18 protein-coding genes are annotated in these 21,023 nt (G+C 72.9%); 9 read left to right on the forward strand and 9 right to left on the reverse strand.

Annotated elements, in window-relative coordinates; genetic code table 11:
• Positions 1-221: 221 nt before the first annotated feature.
• The 3 genes from ABZ318_RS28740 (at position 222) to ABZ318_RS28750 (ending at position 3,399) form a co-directional block, all read left to right on the forward strand.
• Positions 222-857 carry a TetR/AcrR family transcriptional regulator gene (locus ABZ318_RS28740; RefSeq protein WP_356905387.1) on the forward strand — a complete coding sequence of 212 codons (636 nt, stop codon included), beginning with the start codon at positions 222-224 and terminating at the stop codon, positions 855-857.
• 194 nt (positions 858-1,051) lie between these two features.
• Complete coding sequence (locus tag ABZ318_RS28745; RefSeq protein WP_356905366.1) at positions 1,052-2,074, forward strand: endonuclease/exonuclease/phosphatase family protein; 1,023 nt, start codon at positions 1,052-1,054, stop codon at positions 2,072-2,074.
• Positions 2,075-2,166: 92 nt separating this feature from the next.
• Complete coding sequence (locus ABZ318_RS28750; RefSeq protein WP_356905367.1) at positions 2,167-3,399, forward strand: MFS transporter; 1,233 nt, start codon at positions 2,167-2,169, stop codon at positions 3,397-3,399.
• On the opposite strand, the gene ABZ318_RS28755 is transcribed toward ABZ318_RS28750, so the two are convergent.
• From ABZ318_RS28755 to ABZ318_RS28775, 5 genes are all read right to left on the reverse strand, one after another.
• A complete protein-coding gene (locus tag ABZ318_RS28755) occupies positions 3,365-5,125 on the reverse strand; it encodes an NAD+ synthase (RefSeq protein WP_356905368.1) in 1,761 nt (586 codons plus the stop codon). The two genes, ABZ318_RS28750 and ABZ318_RS28755, sit on opposite strands and share 35 nt — an antisense overlap.
• A 173-nt stretch (positions 5,126-5,298) precedes the next feature.
• Entirely contained in the window at positions 5,299-5,718 is a 420-nt protein-coding gene (locus tag ABZ318_RS28760) for a CBS domain-containing protein (RefSeq protein ID WP_356905369.1), read from the reverse strand.
• 124 nt (positions 5,719-5,842) lie between these two features.
• Complete coding sequence (locus ABZ318_RS28765; RefSeq protein WP_356905370.1) at positions 5,843-6,472, reverse strand: DUF305 domain-containing protein; 630 nt, start codon at positions 6,470-6,472, stop codon at positions 5,843-5,845.
• Positions 6,469-7,146: a DUF3105 domain-containing protein gene (locus ABZ318_RS28770; protein WP_356905371.1), complete on the reverse strand. Its 678-nt coding sequence runs from the start codon at positions 7,144-7,146 to the stop codon at positions 6,469-6,471. The genes ABZ318_RS28765 and ABZ318_RS28770 overlap by 4 nt, the downstream gene beginning before the upstream one ends.
• A 90-nt stretch (positions 7,147-7,236) precedes the next feature.
• The gene (locus ABZ318_RS28775; RefSeq protein WP_356905372.1) at positions 7,237-7,572 is read right to left on the reverse strand and encodes a hypothetical protein; all 336 of its coding nucleotides are present in this window, start codon (positions 7,570-7,572) and stop codon (positions 7,237-7,239) included.
• Between the two features lie 293 nt (positions 7,573-7,865).
• On the opposite strand from ABZ318_RS28775, the gene ABZ318_RS28780 reads away from it, so the two are divergent.
• Both ABZ318_RS28780 and ABZ318_RS28785 read left to right on the forward strand, forming a co-directional pair.
• Positions 7,866-9,227: a glutamine synthetase family protein gene (locus ABZ318_RS28780; protein ID WP_030688360.1), complete on the forward strand. Its 1,362-nt coding sequence runs from the start codon at positions 7,866-7,868 to the stop codon at positions 9,225-9,227.
• 131 nt (positions 9,228-9,358) lie between these two features.
• Entirely contained in the window at positions 9,359-9,847 is a 489-nt protein-coding gene (locus ABZ318_RS28785; protein ID WP_356905373.1) for a GNAT family N-acetyltransferase, read from the forward strand.
• 22 nt (positions 9,848-9,869) lie between these two features.
• Here ABZ318_RS28785 and ABZ318_RS28790 read toward each other — a convergent pair whose 3' ends face one another.
• On the reverse strand, positions 9,870-12,005 hold the full coding sequence (locus ABZ318_RS28790) for a PIG-L family deacetylase (protein ID WP_356905374.1): 2,136 nt from the start codon (positions 12,003-12,005) through the stop codon (positions 9,870-9,872).
• A gap of 241 nt (positions 12,006-12,246) precedes the next feature.
• Between ABZ318_RS28790 and ABZ318_RS28795 the strand changes: the two genes are divergently transcribed.
• Positions 12,247-15,234 carry a bifunctional [glutamine synthetase] adenylyltransferase/[glutamine synthetase]-adenylyl-L-tyrosine phosphorylase gene (locus ABZ318_RS28795; RefSeq protein ID WP_356905375.1) on the forward strand — a complete coding sequence of 996 codons (2,988 nt, stop codon included), beginning with the start codon at positions 12,247-12,249 and terminating at the stop codon, positions 15,232-15,234.
• A gap of 109 nt (positions 15,235-15,343) precedes the next feature.
• Here the strand turns inward: ABZ318_RS28795 and ABZ318_RS28800 are convergent, their stop codons facing one another.
• Positions 15,344-15,802, reverse strand: coding sequence for a MarR family winged helix-turn-helix transcriptional regulator (locus ABZ318_RS28800; protein ID WP_356905376.1), 459 nt, complete (start codon positions 15,800-15,802; stop codon positions 15,344-15,346).
• A 75-nt stretch (positions 15,803-15,877) separates the two neighbouring features.
• Here ABZ318_RS28800 and ABZ318_RS28805 point away from each other — a divergent pair, with 75 nt between their 5' ends.
• Entirely contained in the window at positions 15,878-16,288 is a 411-nt protein-coding gene (locus ABZ318_RS28805; RefSeq protein WP_356905377.1) for a VOC family protein, read from the forward strand.
• Here ABZ318_RS28805 and ABZ318_RS28810 read toward each other — a convergent pair.
• The gene (locus tag ABZ318_RS28810; RefSeq protein WP_356905378.1) at positions 16,279-16,893 is read right to left on the reverse strand and encodes a TetR/AcrR family transcriptional regulator C-terminal domain-containing protein; all 615 of its coding nucleotides are present in this window, start codon (positions 16,891-16,893) and stop codon (positions 16,279-16,281) included. The two genes, ABZ318_RS28805 and ABZ318_RS28810, sit on opposite strands and share 10 nt — an antisense overlap.
• A 112-nt stretch (positions 16,894-17,005) precedes the next feature.
• On the opposite strand from ABZ318_RS28810, the gene ABZ318_RS28815 reads away from it, so the two are divergent.
• Both ABZ318_RS28815 and ABZ318_RS28820 read left to right on the forward strand, forming a co-directional pair.
• Entirely contained in the window at positions 17,006-18,547 is a 1,542-nt protein-coding gene (locus tag ABZ318_RS28815) for an APC family permease (RefSeq protein WP_356905379.1), read from the forward strand.
• Entirely contained in the window at positions 18,457-20,025 is a 1,569-nt protein-coding gene (locus tag ABZ318_RS28820; RefSeq protein ID WP_356905380.1) for an amidohydrolase, read from the forward strand. The genes ABZ318_RS28815 and ABZ318_RS28820 overlap by 91 nt, the downstream gene beginning before the upstream one ends.
• Positions 20,026-20,064: 39 nt before the next feature.
• On the opposite strand, the gene ABZ318_RS28825 is transcribed toward ABZ318_RS28820, so the two are convergent.
• Complete coding sequence (locus tag ABZ318_RS28825) at positions 20,065-20,973, reverse strand: phosphatase PAP2 family protein (RefSeq protein ID WP_356905381.1); 909 nt, start codon at positions 20,971-20,973, stop codon at positions 20,065-20,067.
• Between the last annotated feature and the right edge of the window lie 50 nt (positions 20,974-21,023).

Here is a 21,023-nt window from a genome sequence, read left to right on the forward strand (position 1 = left end):
CGGCGCCTCCGCGTTCCGGGCCTTGACCCGCACCCCAGCGGCGGCGCACAACCCGGTGCGGGTCAGGGCGCGGGAGCCTCGGGCACCGGCAAGGGCGCCGTCCCGTTGTGCCCACCCGTTCCGCCCCAGCGGAACGATTGCCCACAACGGGGGGCGGGGGGCGCGGGGGAGAATCGGGGGGCGACAGGCAGTACCCGACGAGAGACGGAGCGCACGTGTCCCTGCAGGACAGCGGGAACCCCGACCCCCAGGACAACGCACCCGCGCCGGAGGCGACCCGGCGGGGGCGGCCGCGGTCCGAGGCGGTCGAACAGGCCATCTTCGACGCGGTCGTCGGCCTCCTGGAGGAGGGCGTCCCGCTCACCGAGCTGTCCATCGAGCGGATCGCCCGCACCGCCGGAGTCGGCAAGGCCACCATCTACCGCCGCTGGCCCGGCAAGGAGGAGCTCTTCGTGGAGCTGCTCCGCTCCGTGGAGCCCCAGGACCCGGTGCTCGCCGGCACCTCCGTCCGGGACGACCTCGTGATGCTCCTGGAGATGCTGCGACAGCGCGGCCTCGCCAAGCGGTCCTCCGCCCTGCTCCACAACGTCTTCTCGCAGATGCAGGCCTATCCCAAGCTGTGGGAGGCCTACCAGAACACCGTCATCGAACCGCGCCGCCGCCTCGGCATGGCCACGGTGCGGCGCGGCATGGAGCTGGGGGAGATCCGCGACGACCTCGACGCCGAGTTCGTGAACGACCTCTTCATCGGGCCCCTGCTCCTGCGCACCGTCATCCGGCCCGGCTCCACCCTGGAGCCGGGGCTCGCCGAGCAGGTCGTCGACGCCGTCATGGCGGGTCTGCGCCCCCGCCCCTGACAGAACCCCGCACCACCGCCCCGACCCGTACGAATGTGCGCGTTCTGTCACAGCCTCCCCGCCCACGCCACCTGCAGGAACCCGCCACGCGCCGCTGTCGTCCCTGGGTGAGTACGACGGACCCGTCATCGCCTAGTGTCGATGCCGGGTCACGGAGCGGGACAGCACGACGGCAAGGCAGTGAGGACAGTGCGATGGCGCGGGTGGACATGACGGAGACCGATCACGGCGGCGCGGGGAGCGAGCGTCCCCGGTCCCGGTTCCGGGCCGCGCTCGACGGCCTCCGCCGCGACCGCGGGATCTGGCGGCGGGGCATCCTGCTCGCCCTGACCGCCGTGGCGCTCACGCTGCTCATGGTGTTCCACTCCGACATCCCCAACCGGATCGGCAACCTGGGCAGCCTCACCGAGACCTTCCTGCCCTGGCTGGGCGTCTTCGTGCCGCTCCTGCTGGTGCTCGCCCTCGTGCGCCGCTCCGCGACCGCGCTGATCGCCCTGCTGCTGCCGGCCGTGGTGTGGCTCAACCTCTTCGGCGGCCTCGTCGCCGACAAGTCGGCCCCGGGCGGCGACCTGACCGTCGCCACCCACAACGTGAACGCCGACAACCCCGACCCCGAGGGCACGGCCCGTCTCCTCGCCGCCTCCGGCGCCGACGTGCTCGCCCTGGAGGAGCTGAAGGGCGACATGGTCCCGGTCTACGAGAAGGGCCTCGCCGAGACCTACCCGTACCACTCCGTCCAGGGCACGGTCGGCCTCTGGAGCAAGCTGCCGCTGCAGGCCGCGCAGCCCGTCGACATCCACATGGGCTGGACCCGCGCCATGCGCGCCTCGGTCGTCACGCCGAAGGGCGAGGTGGCCGTGTACGTCGCCCACCTCCCGTCCGTCCGGGTCAAGCTGAACGCCGGCTTCACCGCCAACCAGCGCGACACCAGCGCCAACGCCCTCGGCGAGGCCATCGCCGACGACCGGCACGAGCGGATCGTCCTCCTCGGCGACCTCAACGGCACCATGAACGACCGCGCCCTCAACGCCGTCACCTCGCAGCTGCGCTCCACCCAGGGCGCGGCGGGCGACGGCTTCGGCTTCAGCTGGCCGGCCTCGTTCCCGATGGCCCGGATCGACCAGATCATGGTCAAGGGCGTGGAGCCGATGAAGTCCTGGGCGCTGCCGGAGACGATGAGCGACCACCTTCCGGTCGCCGCCCGCGTGGAGCTCTGAAACCGTTCCTTCATCCGCCGGAAGCCACCGGGAAGAAAACGTCTGAGACGATTTGTTTCGTCGAAGAACTAATTCTCGGAAAGGCTCTTCCCATGCCCCTGGCGCTGCTCGCGCTCGCCGTCTCCGCCTTCGGCATCGGCACCACCGAATTCGTGATGATGGGCCTGCTCCCGCAGGTCGCCGACGACCTCGGCACCTCCGTCCCCACCGCCGGACACCTCGTCTCGGCGTACGCGATCGGAGTGGTCGTCGGCGCCCCGCTCCTCACGGCGCTCGGCTCGCGCGTCCCGCGCAAGCGGATGCTGCTCCTGCTGATGGCCCTCTTCACCGTCGGCAACCTCGCCTCCGCGCTCGCCCCCGGCTTCGGCTGGCTCGTCGCCGGCCGGGTCCTCGCCGGGCTCCCGCACGGCGCGTTCTTCGGCCTCGGCGCGGTCGTCGCCGCCCGGCTCGTGCGCGAGGACCGGCAGGCGCGGGCGGTCGCCACGATGTTCCTCGGCCTCACCGTCGCCAACATCCTCGGCGTACCGGCCGCGACCCTGCTCGGCCAGCACCTCGGCTGGCGGGCCACTTTCCTCGTGGTCTCCGCGATCGGCCTGCTCGCCATGGCCGCGCTCGCCCGCCTCGTCCCGCACGTCCCGGTGGACGGGCGGCAGGGCCTCGGCCGCGAGGTGCGCGCCCTCGGCAGGCCTCAGGTGCTGCTCGGCCTGCTCACGGCCGTCTTCGGCTTCGCGGGGGTCTTCGCCGTCTACTCGTACCTCGCCTCGATGACGACCGAGGTGATGGGCTTCGGCGACTCCACCGTCACGATCGTCCTCGCCCTCTTCGGCCTCGGCATGACCGGCGGGGCGCTCGCCGCCGGGCCGCTGACCGACCGGGCGCTGCGCCCCACGCTGTACGGCTCGCTCGCGGCCCTCGTCCTCGCCCTGGTCGCCTTCCGCTTCACCGTCCACGTGCCCTGGCTGGCGCTCGTCACGGTCGTCGTGCTCGGCGCGGTCGGCTTCATGACGACCACCCCGCTCCAGATGCTGGTCATGAACAAGGCGAAGGACGCCCCGACGCTCGCCTCCGCCTCCAACCACTCCGCCTTCAACCTCGCCAACGCGGGCGGCGCCTGGGCCGGCGGGGCCGCCGTCGCCGCCGGCTGGGGCTGGACCTCCCCGGCCCTCGTCGGCGCGGGCCTCACCGCCGCCGGCCTGCTGATCGCGGCCGTGGCGGGCCTCCTCGACCGGTCCGGTACGGGGAAGGGGGCCTCCCGCGTCGTCGCGGGAAGCCCCCTCGGGGACGAGCGGGTCACCGAAGCGGCGTCTCCCGCCAGCGGTTCGTGATCGGCAGCCGCCGGTCCTTGCCGAAGCCCTTCGCCGAGATCTTGGTGCCCGGCGGGTACTGGCGCCGCTTGTACTCGGCCCGGTCCACCATCCGCAGCGTCCGCGTCACCAGCTCCTCGTCGAACCCGGCCGCCACGATGGCGTCCCGGCCCTGGTCCTGGTCCACGTACAGCGAGAGGACCGCGTCCAGGACCTCGTAGTCCGGCAGCGAGTCCGTGTCGACCTGGCCGGGGCGCAGCTCGGCGCTGGGCGGCTTGGTGATCGAGCTCTCCGGGATCGGCGGGGTCTGGCCCCGGTCCTCGGCCGCCCGGTTCCGCCAGCGGGCGAGGCGGAAGACGGTCGACTTGTAGACGTCCTTGATGGGGCCGAACGCGCCGACGGAGTCGCCGTACAGCGTCGAGTAGCCCACCGCCAGCTCCGACTTGTTGCCGGGCGCGAGGACGATGTGCCCCTCCTGGTTGGAGAGCGCCATCAGCATCGTGCCGCGCAGCCGCGACTGGAGGTTCTCCTCGGCGAGACCGGTGAGCCCGAGCGCGCCCATGTACGCGTCGAACATCGGCTCGATCGACACGGTGCGGAAGTGCAGCCCGGTCCGGCGGGCCAGCTCGGCCGCGTCGCCGCGCGAGTGGTCGGAGGAGTACTTCGAGGGCATCGACACCCCGTACACGTTGTCCGCGCCGAGCGCGTCGCAGGCGATCGCCGCGACGAGCGCCGAGTCGATGCCGCCGGAGAGCCCGACGAGCACCGAGCGGAAACCGTTCTTCGCGACGTACGCCCGCAGACCGATCACCAGCGCCGAGTAGATCTCCTCGTCGTCGTCGAGCCGGTGCGCGTAGCCGCCCAGCAGCTCCGGCTCGTACGCCGGCAGCGGCTCCTCCGACAGCACCACCCGGTCGATCCGCAGCCCGTCGTCCACCAGGCCCTCCGGAGCCTCGGGCTCCGCCGCCGGCAGCTCCAGGTCGAGGACCACGCTGCCCTCCACGAACTGCGGGGCACGCGCGACGACTTCGCCGGCCGCGTCCACGACGATCGAGTCGCCGTCGAAGACCAGCTCGTCCTGACCGCCCATCATGGCCAGGTACGCGGTGACGCACCCCGCCTCCTGGGCCCGCTTGCGGACCAGTTCGAGCCGGGTGTCGTCCTTGTCCCGCTCGTACGGCGAGGCGTTGACCGAAAGCAGCAGCCCCGCCCGGGCGCTGCGCGCCGCCGGGACCCGGCCCCCCTCCTGCCAGAGGTCCTCGCAGATCGCCAGCGCCACGTCGACGCCGTGGACGCGGACGACCGGCAGGGTGTCGCCCTGCACGAAGTAGCGGTACTCGTCGAAGACGCCGTAGTTCGGCAGGTGGTGCTTGGCGAAGCGCAGCACCACCTCGCCGCCGTACAGCACGGCCGCGGCGTTCTCCGGCGAACCGGCCGGCCGGCCGAGCCGCGGCTCGGCCCGCTCGGAGCGGTCGAGGTAGCCGACGACGACCGGCAGCTCCCCGAACCCCTCGTCCGCGAGACGCCGGGCAAGCCCGCGCAGGGCCGTCCGGGACGCCTCGACGAAGGAGGAACGCAGGGCGAGGTCCTCGACGGGGTATCCGGTCAGCGCCATCTCGGGGAACGCGACGAGATGCGCGCCCTGTCCGGCGGCGTGCCGGGTCCAGTGCACGATCGCCTCGGCGTTCCCGGCGATGTCTCCGACGGTCGAGTCGATCTGATTCAGGGCGAGGCGTAGTTGAGGCACCCGCCCAGTGTAATCGTCAGACCGACGCTATGTCCTGAGGACGGAACGAGGACGGAACACGGAACCGCATCCGGCCCCGCACCACCGGGAGCCTCCGGCGGCGCCCAGGCCCCCGAGCGCCACCGCCCGGACACGAAGGTCCGGGCGGTGGCTCGAAGCGGGGCGGGAAGCGGTCAGGAACCGGCGTAGACGCTCGAGACGAACGCCTTGATCTGCTCGTCCGACAGGTGCTGGGCCAGATCGGCCTCGCTGATCATGCCGACGAGCCGCTTGTCCTCGATGACCGGCAGCCGCCGGATCTGGTGGCTCTGCATCTCCTCCAGGACGACGTCCACGTCCGCGTCCGACTCGACCCAGCGCGGGGTGCCCTTCGCCATCTCGCCGCAGGTGATCCTCGACGGGTCGTGGCCCTCGGCCACACAGCCGACCACGATGTCGCGGTCCGTGATGATGCCGCAGAGCCGTTCGTTCTCGTCGGCGATGGGCAGCGAGCCCACGTTGTGGTCGCGCATCATCTGCGCGGCACGGTCGAGCGTCTCGTGTGCCGGGATCCACTGGGCCCCGGAATGCATGATGTCCTTCGCCGTGGTCATGGGGTGCGTACCTTTCGTCGAACGTCGCCGTACGAAGTCCCCGAGCCCCACCCATTGTGGGCGGACGGCGCGGCCCCCGCGACCGCAGCGGGTCGCGGGGGCCGTGTGCCGGGTCCGGCGGGGATCAGGCCCCGCGCTTCTTCAGCATGTCCGCCATCAGCGCGATCTCGGACGTCTGCGCGTCGACCATGCCCTGCGCGAGGTTCCGCTCGATCTCCACACCGCACTTCTGCACACAGCCCTCGGCCATGTGGACCCCGCCCTTGTGGTGCGCGGTCATGAGCTCCAGGTACAGGACCTCGGCGTCCCGGCCACTGGCCCTGCGCAACTCGTCCAGCTGCGCGTTGGTCGCCATGCCCGGCATCAGGGCCCCGTCCAGGTCGCCCGCGCCGCTCATGCCGCCCATGCCCATCCAGGCCATCGGCTCGACACCGGACTCGTTCTTGGGCAGCCCCCACAGGTCGAGCCAGCCGAGCATCATGCCCCGCTGGTTGGCCTGGGTGTTGGCGATGTCGTACGCGAGCCGCCGGACCTCCTCGTCCTTCGTCCGGTCCCGGACGATGAACGACATCTCGACGGCCTGCTGGTGATGGACGGCCATGTCCCGGGCGAAGCCGGCGTCCGCGGACGAGGAGACCGGGGTGCCCGGCGCCTCGTCACGGTCGGCGGAGGCGACGGTCACCGCGCCCCCGGCGAACAGCAGCGCGAGGGCGACGGCGGCGACCGCCGCCCCCTGCGTACGGTCGAGCCTCACTGGCCCATCCCCGTACCGCCCTGACCGTCCGCGCCGATCCCGCCCGTGCAGGCCGCGCCCGGCTCCGGGGTCTGCGGGCCCTGGACGTACTTCGTGAAGAAGGCGTCGACGCGCGGGTCGTCCGCGCCGTCCACGGTCACCTGCTTGCCCCAGGCGGACAGCATGATCGCCCCGGCCTGGTCGTCCACGGGGCTCATCAGCGAGTACTTGGTCTTGCCGACCTTGTCGGCCAGCTTCTTCACGTCGGCCTGGGAGGCCGACTTGTTGTACGTCACCCAGACGGCCCCGTGCTCAAGCGAGTGCACGGCGTTCACGTCGGCGATCTTCTTCGTGTAGACCACGCCGTCGCAGTTCTGCCAGACCGGGTTGTGGTCGCCGCCCACCGGCGGCTTCATGTCGTACTTGACGGCCGTGTTCACGTGGTTGCGGCCGAGCTTCTTCGGGTCCCAGGACTTCTCGGCCGCGATGGGGGCCTTCGCGGCGGCGTCCTTGGCGTCCTGCTCGTCGGACTTCTTCATCAGCACGAAGGTGCCGAAGCCGACGAGGCCCAGCACGACGACGGCGGAGACGCCGATGGTGACGAAGCGGTTGCGGCGCTCACGGGCCTGCTCGGCGCGGCGCATCTCCTCTATTCGGGCGCGGCGGTCGGCGGTGGCGGAGCGATTGGCGGCCATGGTGATGTCGTCCTTCTTCGGGAGTGGGGTGGAGTTCGGGGGTGGACGTGCGGGGCGGGACCCGCCGCGGAGGCGGGGCGCCCGTCGCCGCTACGTCCGGAGAACTTGAAGGACGTGCAGGTCCGGCGCGCGCGGCCGGGCGTCCGAGCGGCGCGACGACCCGTCACCGGAGGGCGGCGCGAGACGCGGCGGCCCGCCGTCCGCGTGCGGCGGGGCGTCGAGCGGGGGCGCGCTGAGCACCGCGGGGGAGAGCGAGGGGAAGAGGGAGCAGCCGCCGCGGTCGTACGGGCAGACGTACTCGCCGGTGGCGGCGGCCGTGACCGTCCGCGGACCCGCCGCATGAGGGGCGCCGTGCCGCTCCGGCACCGTCCCCTGGCAGAGGAAGAGCGCGGCGAGGAGCGTCGCCACGGCACTCGCCAGTGCCATGGGACGCGCGTGTCGGGACAGGCGTACGAGCCGTGTGGCCCCCATGGGCGCAGATCGTAGTGGGCGAAGGGCCTCCGTGGGCCGAACGGGGTACCACCCGGTACCGACGCGCGGGTGCCGGACGGGCGGGGAAGCACCCCGACCCGGCCGTTCCCCCGTTACCCGAGTCACATCCGAGCAGGCAGTATGGGTGTGCAACGTGCGCGAAACCATGTGGTGGGATGCTCAGGTGCCCCCCGATGTACCGGAGGCGGTGGGAGCAGGCGGCCTGACCAGCGAGGATGGGTGTGGAAATGGACAAGCAGCAGGAATTCGTGCTCCGTACGCTCGAGGAGCGCGACATCCGCTTCGTACGTCTGTGGTTCACCGACGTGCTCGGATTCCTCAAGTCGGTGGCCGTGGCGCCCGCCGAACTGGAGCAGGCCTTCGACGAGGGCATCGGCTTCGACGGCTCCGCGATCGAGGGCTTCGCCCGCGTCTACGAGTCGGACATGATCGCCAAGCCGGACCCGGGCACCTTCCAGATCCTGCCGTGGCGCGCCGAGGCCCCGGGCACCGCCCGGATGTTCTGCGACATCCTCATGCCGGACGGCTCGCCCTCCTTCGCCGACCCGCGCTACGTCCTCAAGCGGGCCCTGGCCAAGACCTCCGACCTCGGCTTCACCTTCTACACCCACCCCGAGATCGAGTTCTTCCTCCTGAAGGACAAGCCGCTCGACGGCAGCCGGCCCACCCCGGCCGACAACTCGGGCTACTTCGACCACACCCCGCAGAACGTCGGCATGGACTTCCGCCGCCAGGCCATCACCATGCTCGAATCGATGGGCATCTCGGTGGAGTTCTCCCACCACGAGGGCGCGCCCGGCCAGCAGGAGATCGACCTCCGCTACGCCGACGCCCTGTCCACCGCGGACAACATCATGACCTTCCGCCTGGTCATGAAGCAGGTGGCCCTGGAGCAGGGCGTGCAGGCCACGTTCATGCCGAAGCCGTTCTCGGACTACCCCGGCTCGGGCATGCACACCCACCTGTCGCTCTTCGAGGGCGACCGGAACGCCTTCTACGAGTCGGGCGCCGAGTACCAGCTGTCCAAGGTCGGCCGTTCCTTCATCGCGGGCCTCCTGCGCCACGCGGGCGAGACCTCCGCCGTCACCAACCAGTGGGTCAACTCCTACAAGCGCATCTGGGGCGGCTCCTCCCGCACCGCCGGCTCGGGCGGCGAGGCCCCCTCGTACATCTGCTGGGGCCACAACAACCGCTCCGCGCTCATCCGCGTCCCCATGTACAAGCCGGGCAAGACGGGCTCCTCCCGCGTCGAGGTCCGCTCCATCGACTCGGGCGCCAACCCCTACCTGACCTACGCGGTCCTCCTCGCCGCCGGCCTCAAGGGCATCGAGGAGGGCTACGAACTCCCGGCCGGTGCCGACGACGACGTCTGGGCCCTCTCCGACTCGGAGCGCCGCGCGATGGGCATCGAGCCGCTCCCGCAGAACCTGGGAGAGGCGATCGCCCTGATGGAGAAGAGCGAACTGGTCGCCGAGACGCTGGGCGAGCACGTCTTCGACTTCTTCCTCCGCAACAAGAAGCAGGAGTGGGAGGAGTACCGCTCCGAGGTCACCGCCTTCGAGCTCCGCAAGAACCTGCCGGTGCTGTAGGGGTGGGCGTTCCCCGCCGTGCGGGGGCTTCGCGCCGGGGCGCGGTCCCGCAAGCGCGGCGGGGCCGCGGCGCTGGGCGGCGCGCGGTTAAACCCGTTGCCCGGGCCCGGCGGGTGGTCCAGACTGCCGCGGTGAAGATCGAATCCGTCGCCACCGCGCGGCTCGTGTTGCATCCGTTGGGCGAGGGCGAGGCCGAGCGCGTCATCGCCCGGGAGTCCGGGGACGGGGACCGCTGGGGAGCGGAGTACCCCGGGGACGGGGACGTCCGGGCCGCCACCGGCTTCCTGCGCGGACTCGCCGAGCGGGGGGACCCGGGGGTGTTCCGGCCCTACGAGATACGGCTCGACGGCGTCACCGTCGGCGGCATCGGGTTCCACGGGCCGCCGGACGAACTCGGCGTCGTGACCATCGGGTACGGGCTGACGCCCGCGGTGCGGGGGAACGGATACGCCTCCGAGGCGCTGCGGGCGCTCCTCGAAACGGCCCGGGTGGCCGGCGTCGCCGGGGTGAAGGGCGACGCCGACCTGGACAACCCGGCCTCGCACCGGGTGATGGAGGCGGCGGGGATGCGCTGCGTGGCCCAGGACGACCAACTCCGCCACTTCTACCTGGGGTTCTGACCGGCACCCCCCACAACGGGGGTCAGCGGCTCGCCGGGGTCCAGTGCAGGTGGCCGTCCAGGCCGATCGCCGCCACCCCGTCCGTCCCCGCGTCCGGCGCGCCGGAGAACAGGAACTTCTCCAGCGTCCACACCGGCCGCGCCCCGGCCCGGCCGTGCGGGGCCGTCGCCAGGAAGCCGGTGCGGGAGCGGACCGCGAGCAGGCCGTCGCCGCCGCTCACCGGGCCGAAGCCCGCGACGCCGGTGCCGGGCAGCTCCGTGACCGGGGAGACCGGGCCCGTACCGGAGAAGTCGGCGCTCCGCAGGTCGCCGGAGGCCGGCTTGCGGAACCAGAGGCGTACGCCGTCGCCGTTCGGCGCCGCGCTCGCGCTCAGTGCCAGGGTCGTCGGCGGCAGCCCGGTCGGCGCGGGCCCCGTCAGCGGCCCGCCGGGGCTCCGCTCGGCCCAGGCGAGGACGGTGGTCGGGGTGCTGGCGAAGACGTGGCCCCGGCCGGCGGCGTCCGTCGCCGCCACCGGGTCGCCGTACACCTCCGTGCCGCCCAGGGACCGCCACGGGCCCCAGCCACCGTCGGGCCGCTGCTCACGGGCCGTCAGCCGGTGGCGGCTGTCGCGCAGGACCAGGGTGGCCCGGCCGTCGGGGGCCACGGTCACGGCGGGCGCGCTGATGTCCGAGGTGCCCTCGGCGTCGTTCCGCTCGGGCGTGCCGAGCGAGAGCCAGGGGCCGAAGCCGGCGCCCGGCGCGGTCTGGACGGTGGTGACCACCTCGCGCCGGTAGGCGGCCGCGTCGCCGCCGAGCGTGGTGCGGGTGCCGAAGACGGCTATGCGGCCGTCGGGCAGGGTCACGGAGGTGATCCCGCTGTCGAGGCCGGCGCCGGGCAGGAGTTCCGGGCCCTGCCAGGCCACGGCGTCCGCCGGCTTCCGCCAGGCGGCGAGGTGCCCGTCGAGGACGGAGAAGGCGTGCAGCCCGCCGTCCGGGTCGCGCTGGACCCAGGAGGTGGAGGTGCCCCGGGCGTAGCGGACGGTCTGGGTCCAGCCCCGCCCGGCGGGCCGCGCGGCCACCTTCAGATCGCCGCAGCCGGCGTCGGGGCCGCAGTCGTGGACCCCGTCCAGCCAGGCGTACGTCTTCAGGGTCCGCAGCTTCGCGTCGGCGGTCTCGGGGTCGAGGGTGTGGGGCAGGACGCTGGTCGGGTAGCCGAGGTAGTTCTGCACGCCGACGTGGGGGTGGCCGGGCAGTTCCGCGTACCGGGCGAGCGCGGTCTGCACGAACCGCGCCCCGTACAGGTGGTCCTGGTGGTCCCGGAGCTTCCCGCTCTTCGGGTACGTGCCGGGGCTCGGGTCCTGCATCCGGACGAAGGTCGGCCGGAACCGCTCCAGGAGTCCGGTCACCGTGGCCACGACCTGCTCCTTCGTGTAGGCGAAGTCGGAGGTGACGGGGGTGCCGGCGGAGCGCTGGGAGCCGAGGGCGGTGATCCGGCCGTCCCAGAGGCCGTGGAGGCTGTGCGGCCGGTCGCCGTTGGTGGCGCCGGCCTCGCGTATCTGCAGCCACACCAGCTTGATCTGCGGCCGGGCGCGCAGGGTGTCCAGTTCGGCCCACCCGCCGCCGGCCGTGGGTATCGCGGTCCGGTCCCAGGGGCTGGTCCGGCTGCCCGTCGCCATCTCGGCGTAGGCGGCGCGTATGCCGTTCTGCCGGGCCTCGGCGTAGCCGGCCTTGTCGGGCGCGGCGGTCTTGGCGTCGCGGGGACGGGCGTTCACCCCGTCGGACTCGCCGGCGGTGAGGTAGACGGCGGCGAGGGGGCTGCCGGAGTGGAGGGACTGGGAGACGTCCGGGTTCATGAAGAACAGGTCGTCGTCCGGGTGGGCCACGACCTGCATCACGGAGGCCGGGGAACCGGCGCCCCGGAGGGGCGGCTTCCCCGTCTTCCCGGGCTTGTCGCTCTTCCCGAGCCCCGGCTTCCCCGGCTTCCCGATCTTTCCCTGTGCCGTCGTCGGCAGGGGCTTCGTGGGCACGTGCGTCGGGTCCTCCGCCGCCTGCGGCGTCCCCGTCACCGTGAGGAGCCCGGCGAAGGCGCCGCCCACCAGGGCGGCCGTCACCGCCGTCGCGGCGGTCCTGCGGCGGGACGGGAGGGAGAGGGAGCGGCGGCGGAAGCGGCGGACGGGCATGGCTCGGTGGCGTGCTTTCCCATGAGGTCGAACGAGCGGGGCGGTCCCGCGGAAGGCAAGACGAACTTTCAAGGAATACGGTTCATCGAGTCCGAAAAGCCACCAATGTGCGAGACATCACGTGTGATCCACTACGATCCGCAGGCCTGGACGCCCGAGCCCCGCGCTGCGGATACGCTCGATGCCCCGGGTTCGTCCCTGGGTTTGGACCTGCTTGGACCTGCTCGGAGGGAGCGGCGGAATGACGGTGCCGGGACGCAGGAGCAGTACGTTCTCACGTCTGCTGCGGCACGGGTTCACCGATCCCTCGGGGGCCGAACGGCTCCTCGACGTGCCCGAGCTGTCCGCGCTGCGCGGCGACCCCGTTCTCCTCGACGCCCTCGGCGCCACCGCCGACCCCGACCTCGCCCTGCGCGGTCTGGTGCGCCTCGTCGAGGCGCAGGCGGAGACGGAGCGACAGACCCTCACCACCACGCTGCTCTCCGCGAAGCCGTTCCGGGACCGGCTCCTCGGGGTGCTCGGCGCCTCCGAGGCGCTCGCCGACCACCTGGCCCGGCACCCCCGCGACTGGGAGTCCCTCGTCACGTACGAGGCGGTCGACCTGCACCCGGGGGTCGCCGAGTTCGAGCAGGGGCTCGCCGAGGCCACCGACCCGGTGTCGCTGCGGGTCGCCTACCGCCGCTGCCTCCTCGCCATAGCGGCCCGTGACGTGTGCGGCACCACCGACGTCGCCCAGGCCGCCGCCGAGCTCGCGGACCTGGCGACGGCGACCCTGCGCGCCGCGCTCGCCATCGCCCGTACGGCCGCGCCGGCCGACGCCGCCATGTGCCGGCTCGCGGTGATCGCGATGGGCAAGTGCGGCGGCCACGAGCTGAACTACGTCTCCGACGTGGACGTGATCTTCGTCGGGGAGCCGGCGGAGGGCGCCGATGAGGGCAAGGCGATCCAGGCCGCGACCCGGCTCGCCTCCCATCTGATGCGGATCTGCTCGGAGACCACCGTCGAGGGCACCATCTGGCCGGTCGACGCCAATCTGCGCCCCGAGGGCCGCAACGGCCCCCTCGTGCGCACCCTCTCCTCCCACCTCGCCTACTACCAGCGGTGGGCGAAGACCTGGGAGTTCCAGGCGCTGCTCAAGGCGCGCGCGGTGGCCGGCGACCCCGAGCTGGGCGCCCAGTACATCGACGCCGTCTCCCCGCTCGTCTGGCAGGCCGCCGAGCGCGAGAACTTCGTCCCCGACGTGCAGAAGATGCGCCGCCGCGTCGTCGACAACATCCCCGCCGCCCAGGTCGAGCGCGAGCTCAAGCTCGGCCCCGGCGGCCTCAGGGACGTCGAGTTCGCCGTCCAGCTCCTCCAGCTGGTGCACGGCCGCAGCGACGCCGGTCTGCACAGCGGCACCACCCTCGACGCGCTCGCCGCGCTGGCCGCCGGCGGCTACGTGGGCCGCGCCGACGCCTCCCAGCTCGACGAGGCGTACCGGTTCCTGCGGGCCATGGAGCACCGCATCCAGCTGTACCGGCTGCGCCGCACCCACCTCGTCCCCGAGGACGAGGCCGACCTGCGCCGCCTCGGCCGCTCCCTGGGGCTGCGCACCGACCCGGTCGCCGAGCTCAACAAGGAGTGGAAGCGGCACGCCGCCGTCGTGCGGCGGCTGCACGAGAAGCTCTTCTACCGGCCGCTGCTCGACGCGGTCGCCCAGCTCGCCCCCGGCGAGATCCGGCTGAGCCCGAAGGCGGCCGGGCAGCGGCTCGAAGCGCTCGGGTACGCGGACCCCGCCGCCGCCCTGCGCCATCTGGAGGCGCTGGCCTCCGGGGTGAGCCGGAAGGCCGCGATCCAGCGGACGCTGCTGCCGGTGCTGCTCGGCTGGTTCGCCGACTCCGCCGACCCGGACGCCGGGCTCCTCGGCTTCCGCAAGGTCTCCGACGCCCTCGGCAAGACCCCCTGGTACCTGCGGCTGCTCCGCGACGAGGGCGCCGCCGCCGAGAACCTCGCCCGGGTCCTGTCCGCCGGGCGCCTCGCCCCGGACCTGCTGCTCCGCGCCCCCGAGGCCGTCGCGATCCTCGGCGACCCGGAGGGCCTGAAGCCGCGCGGCCGGGACCACCTGGAGCAGGAGGTCCTGGCGGCGGTGCGCCGCGCGGACGGCGCCGAGCAGGCGGTCGCGGTGGCCCGCGGGGTGCGCCGCAGGGAGCTGTTCCGCACCGCCGCGGCCGATCTCATCGGCTCGTACGGCACCGAGGACAGCCCCCGGGAGCCCGACCCGGGCGCGCTCGTGGACCGGGTGGGGGAGGCCGTCACCGACCTCAACGCGGTGACGATCGCGGGCGCCCTGCGGGCCGCCGTGCGCGCCGAGTGGGGCGAGGAGCTGCCGACCCGGTTCGCGGTGATCGGCATGGGCCGCTTCGGCGGCCACGAGCTCGGGTACGGCTCCGACGCCGACGTGCTGTTCGTGCACGAGCCGCGCGAGGGCGTCGACGAGCAGGAGGCGGCCCGGGCCGCGAACCGGGTGGTCGCCGAGATGCGACGGCTGCTCCAACTTCCCACGGCCGACCCGCCGTTGCTGATCGACGCGGATCTGCGCCCGGAGGGCAAGAGCGGGCCCCTGGTGCGCAGCCTGAAGTCGTACGAGGCCTACTACCGCCGCTGGTCGCTCGTCTGGGAGAGCCAGGCGCTGCTGCGCGCCGCGCCGATGGCGGGGGACCCGGATCTGGCGGACCGCTTCATCGAGCTCGTGGACCCGCTGCGCTATCCGGCGGAAGGCCTCGGCGAGGACGCGGTCCGGGAGATCCGCCGCCTCAAGGCCCGGATGGAGTCCGAGCGGCTGCCGCGCGGCGCCGACCCGACGCTCCACGCCAAGCTCGGGCGCGGCGGCCTCAGTGACGTCGAGTGGACGGTGCAGCTGCTCCAGATGCGGCACGGCTGGGCCGAACCGGGCCTGCGGACGACCCGTACCCGCGAGGCCCTGGCCGCCGCCCACGCGGCGGGTCTGATCCCGACGGAGGAGGCGCAGACCCTCGACGAGGCCTGGGTCCTCGCCACCCGCGTGCGCAACGCGGTGATGCTGGTCCGCGGCCGCCCCGGCGACACCTTCCCGTCGGAGCCGCGCGAACTCGCCGCGGTGGGGCGGTACCTGGGGTACGAGTCGGGCCACGTCGGCGAGATGGTCGACGACTACCGCCGGATCACCCGCCGTGCCAGGGCCGTCGTCGAGGAGCTGTTCTACGGGGCGTAGCCGTCCCGGTCGTGGACGCGGCGCTGTTCTACGGGGCGTAGCCGTGCCGGCCGTGGACGCGGCGCTGTTCTACGGGGCGTAGCCGTGCCGCCGTCGTCGAGGAGCTGTTCTACGGGGCGTGAGGGGTGGCCTGTCCGTCGTGGACGCGGAGCAGGAGTTCCTGGAGGGTCCGCCGCTCCTCCGCGTCCAGCGGGGCGAGCACCTCGTCCTGGACGGCCCGCGCCTCGGCGTCGAGCTCCGCGAGGAGCGTCCGCCCGGCGGGGGTGAGGGTGACGAGGACCCTCCGCCGGTCCCCGGGGTCCCGGTCCCGCTCGACGTGGCCGCCGGCGGCGAGCTGCTCCACCACCTTCGCCATGTCGCTCGGGTCCACGCCGAGCCGGACGCCGAGGTCGCGCTGCGCGTGCGGGCCGAAGTCGGAGAGGGCGGCGAGGACCGCCATGTCCCACAGGCGCAGACCGCGTCCGGACAGGCGCTGCGCGAGGCGGCCCCGGGCGGTCTTGCCGATCCGGGAGAGCAGATAGGTGCTGAGGTCCAGGAGCGAGGGCGGGGTGGCGTGCGCGGAAACCATGCCCGGGATTCTAGGTCCTTTCCTATAGTGGGTGCCGACCCACTGTCTGCTCATGGTCCGCCGGAGGAGCCCGCCGTGCACGCCCCGTACCCCCGACTGCTCGTCACCCGCTTCGCCGACTGCTTCCGCTTCTACGCGGCCGTCCTGCCCCCGCTGACCGGCGCGGACCTCGACAAGGGCGGGCCGGACGGGCCGTACGCCAACTGGGAGGCGGACGGCCGGGGCGTCCTGGTGCTGTTCGACCGCGCCGCGATGGCCTCCGTCCTCGGCACCGGGGACCTCCCGGCCCGTCCGGAGCCGGCCCAGGACACCGCGATGCTCGTGCTGAGGGTGGACGACGTCGACGGGGCCCTCGCCCTCTGCCTGGACTCCGGCGGCGCCCCCGTGCTCGGTGCGGCCGACCGCCCGGAGTGGGGCTCCGGCCTGCGCACCGCCCACCTCCGTGACCCCGAAGGGCGGCTGATCGAGCTCCAGTCCTACAGCTGATCCGTGTCGAGCAGCGTCCGGACATGGGCCAGATAGCCGGCCAGGGCCATTTCGAAGGGCCGGTCGGCGCGGCCCTCGGAGACCGCGCCGAGGGCGCGGGCCAGCTGGGGGGTGGCCGTCTCGTCGGCCAGCTCCCACATCGTCTCGGGCGCCGCCATGTCGAGGGCCGAGCCGAGCACCAGGTTCTCCAGGCCGATGATCACCGGCATCACGTCCGCCAGTGGGAAGCCCGCCCCCAGGAGGTGGGCGACGGCCTTCTCGTACTGCTTGAGCACCTTGGGCGCGCGCACCGGTGAGGCGGTGAGCAGCGGGATCGTGCGCGGATGGGCGGCGAAGGCGGCGCGGTACGAGCGGGCCCAGGCGGCCATGGCCGCGTCCCAGGGGGTCAGCTCGAAGGCGTCGTCGTCGATGGCGTCGCAGACCCGCTCGCGCAGCAGCTCCACGATGCCGTCCCGGCCGTCCACATGGTGGTACACCGAGGCCGTCTGCGCCCCGAGCCGGCGGGCGATCTGCGGGACGCTGAACTCGCCCTGCTCGTCGACGAGTTCGAGCGCGGTGGTGGTGATGCGCTCCCGGTCGAGGAGGGGTGTGCGCGGCCGGCCCATGAAGGTTTTCCCCCAGTTCAGGTCTTCCCGAATCGTTGGGCACGAGGCTACATTGCGCCAACCGAAAGGCTTTAGGTTTCCTGCTCCCGTCGCAGAAGGGCCTCCCCACCCCATGTCGTCCAGCACGCCCGACGAGCCGCCCGGGCTCCGCACCGGCACGCTCACCACCGCTGACATCTCCTTCTTCGTCGTGTCCGCCGCCGCCCCGCTCACCGTCATGGCCGGCGTCGCCCCCATCGCCATCGTCCTCGGCGGCATCGGCGCCCCCGCCGGCTACCTCCTCGCCGGCATCACGCTCGCGATCTTCGCCGTCGGCTTCACCACCATGAGCCGCCACGTCCGCAGCGCCGGCGCCTTCTACGCGTACATCACCCGGGGCCTGGGCAAGCCGGTCGGCATCGCCGCCGCCCTGCTCGCCATGCTCGGCTACAACGGCATGGAGATCGGCGTCTACGGCCTGCTCGGCACCGCCACCGCCGACACGGCCCACTCCCTGTGGGGCATCGACATCCCCTGGCTGCCCGTCTCCCTCGCCGGACTGCTGCTCATCTGGTACGGCGGCTTCCGCTCCATCGACTTCGGCGCCAAGGTCCTCGGCGTCCTGCTCGTCGCCGAGACCGGCATCCTCGTCCTCCTCGCGGGCGGCGTCCTGATCAAGGGCGGCGCGGACGGCCTCTCCCTCGCCTCCTTCACACCCGGCAACGTCCTGGTCCCCGGCAGCGCCGCCGTCCTCGCCTTCGCGTTCACCGCCTTCACCGGCTTCGAGTCGACCGTGATCTACCGCCGCGAGGCACGCGACCCCGCCCGCACCATCCCCCGCGCCACCTACATCGCCGTCTGCTTCCTCGGCCTCTTCTACGCCTTCGTCGTCTGGACCGTCATCCAGGCCTTCGGCGACGACAAGGTCGTCGAGGCCGCCGCCGGCGACACCGGCGGGCTCTTCTTCGCGGCCATCACCACCTACGTCGGCGGCTGGGCGGCCGAGCTGATGCACGTCTTCATCGTCACCAGCGTCCTCGCCTCCCTCCTCGCCTTCCACAACGCGATCAACCGCTACGGCCTCGCCCTCGCCGAGGAGGGCGTCCTGCCCCCCGCCTTCGGCAAGGTCCACCCCCGCCACCGCTCCCCGTACGCCGCGGGCATCGCCCAGACCGTCCTCGGCCTCGCCGTGGTCCTCGGCTTCGCGGCCGCCGGAGCCGACCCGTACACCCAGCTGCTGCTCTGGGTGAACACCCCCGGCGGCATCGGCCTGATGGCCCTCCAGCTGCTCGCCGCGCTCGCCATCCCCTTCTACTTCCGCCGCGTACGCCACGACGAGGGCGTCCTGCGCACTGTCGTCGCGCCCGTGGTCGCCGCCGCGCTGCTCGCCGGAGCGATCGCCCTCGTCGTCTCCAAGATCGACGTCTTCACCGGCGCCTCGACCACCGTCAACACCGTCCTCGTCGCCCTCGTCCCCGCCGTCTTCCTCCTCGGGCTCCTCCTCGCGTACCGGCTCCGCCGCAGCCGCCCCGAGGTCTACGCCCGCTTCGCCGCCGAACCCGACACCGAAGGAGCAGACCCCTCGTGTCCGCACCCGACCTCCTCCTCGTCAACGCCCGCGTCCGCGACCCCGAGCTCACCGGGCACACCGCTGTCGCCGTCCACGACGGACTGATCACCGCCCTCGGCACCGACGCCGAGGCCCGCACCTGGGCCGGACCCGGAACCGAGACGGTCGACCTCGGCGGCGCCACCCTCACCCCCGGCCTCACCGACGCCCACAGCCACCCCGTCTGGGGCCTGGAGATGTTCACCGGCGCCGACCTGTCGGCCGTCACCGACCTCGAAGGACTGCGCGCCGCCCTCCGCGCCGCCGACCGCCGCGACGGCTGGATCCTCGGCCACAGCCTCGACCACAACGTCTTCGGCGGCCGGCCGATCCACCACGACCTCATCGAGGACGCCCTCGACGGCGCCCCCGCCCACCTGCGCCTCTACGACGGACACTCCGTCCTCGTCAGCGCGGCCGCCCTCAAGGCCGCCGGCATCGAAGGCCCCCGCACCTTCGCCCAGCATTCCGAGATCGTCTGCGACGCCGGCGGCCACCCCACCGGACACCTCGTCGAACACGCCGCCATGGACCTGATGACCCCGGTCCTGCCCACCCAGCCGTACGCCGAGCGCCGCGACCGGCTCGTCGAGCTGCTCGGTGCCATGGCCGCCACCGGCCTGACCGCCGCCCACGTCATGGACCTCGGCGGACACGACGTCCCCGGACTCCTCGCCGGCATCGAGGAGGACGGCGACCTGCCGGTCCGCCTCCGCCTCGCCCCCTGGTGCATGCCCGGCGCCACTCCCGAGGAGCTCGACGGATTCGTACGGCTCCAGGAGCGGGCCGGACGCCTGTGGGCGATCGGTGGCGTGAAGTTCTTCATGGACGGCACCGTCGAGGGCGGCACCGCCTGGCTGGAGCACGCCGACTGCCACGGCCAGGGCACCGACGCCTTCTGGCCCGACCCGGCCGCCTACTCCGCCGCCGTGCGCCACCTCCACCGGGCCGGCGTCGGCACCGCCACCCATGCCATCGGCGACGCCGCCGTCCGGCACGTCCTCGACACCGTCGAAGGCCTCGGTACGGGCGGACCCCGCCACCGGATCGAGCACATCGAGACCGTCCCCGACGACCAGCTCGGCCGCTTCGCCGCACTCGGCGTCGTCGCCTCGATGCAGCCCCCGCACACCGCGTACACCCGCGCCGACCACACCGACGAGTGGTCCAAGCGGCTCGGCCAGGAGCGGGCCGCCCGCGCCTGGCGCTGCCGCGACCTGCGGGACGCCGGGGCGCACCTCGCGCTCGGCTCCGACTGGCCCATCGCCCACTACGACGCCCGCCAGGTCCTCGCCACCGCCCGCGCCCCGCGCGGCGCGGCTTCCGCCCGGCACGGGCTCACCGGTCTGATGGCCCTGGAGGGGATGACCACGCACGCGGCGCTCGCGGCGGGGGAGGAGAAGGTCGCGGGCCGGATCGCCCCGGGCCACCGGGCCGACCTCACCGCCTTCGCCCTGGACCCGGTGGAGGCGCCGGCGGACGAGACCGCCGAGGCCCCGGTCCGGCTGACGGTCGCCGGGGGCGGGATCACGTACAGGAGCTGACCGGGACAGCGTCATCCACAGGGGCTGACCGGGAGCGGGTCACTTGCCGGAGGCGACCGGCTCCACGTCGTCCTCGCGGTCCGTCTCGGCCACCGGGGGCGGACCGCTCCGCCGCGGGGTCGAGGCCGCCGGCTCCACCAGCTTCGGCAGGCGGTGGGGGCGGGAGCCGTACCAGAAGTAGGAGACGGCGAAGCCGAAGGACAGGCAGAGCATGCCGCCGACCGCGTCCATCCAGAAGTGGTTGGCGGTGGCGACGATGACGACGAGGGTCGCCGTCGGGTAGAGCAGGCCGAGGATCCTCGCCCAGGGCGCCCGGGCGAGCAGGAAGACGGTCAGCCCGCACCAGAGCGACCAGCCGATGTGCATCGATGGCATCGCCGCGTACTGGTTCGACACGTGCTTGAGGTTGCCCGAGGCCATCGAGCCCCAGGTGTGGTGGACGAGCACCGTGTCGACGAAGTCCTGGCCGTTCATGAGCCGGGGCGGCGCGAGCGGGTACAGGTAGTAGCCGACCAGGGCCACACCGGTGGTCGCGAACAGGACCGTGCGGAACGCCCCGTAACGGCCCGGATGCCATCGGTACAGCCACACCAGCACACCGATGGTCACGACGAAGTGCAGCGTGGCGTAGTAGTAGTTCATCGAGACGATCAGCCATGTCACCGAGTTCACGGCATGGTTGACCGCGTGCTCGAAGGCGAGGCCCAGGGACTCCTCGGTCTTCCAGATCCAGTCGGCGTTCCTGAGCGCCTCGGCCTTCTGCTCCGGCACGGCGTTGCGGATGAGCGAGTACGTCCAGTAGCTCACCGCGATGAGCAGGATCTCGAACCAGATGGTGGGGCGGCGGGGCGAGCGCGCGCGCAGCCGCGCGAACCTTCCCTCGTCGGCCACGATGGGTGACGACGGGGTCGTCCGGCTGTCCAAGCTCTTCACGGTCGTTTCACCCATAGCGAGAGAGTCTGCCAGATCCCGCCCCCCGACCGATCATCCCTCGGTCG

The sequence above is a fragment of the Streptomyces sp. NPDC006197 genome (assembly GCF_040613865.1).
Taxonomy (GTDB): domain Bacteria; phylum Actinomycetota; class Actinomycetes; order Streptomycetales; family Streptomycetaceae; genus Streptomyces.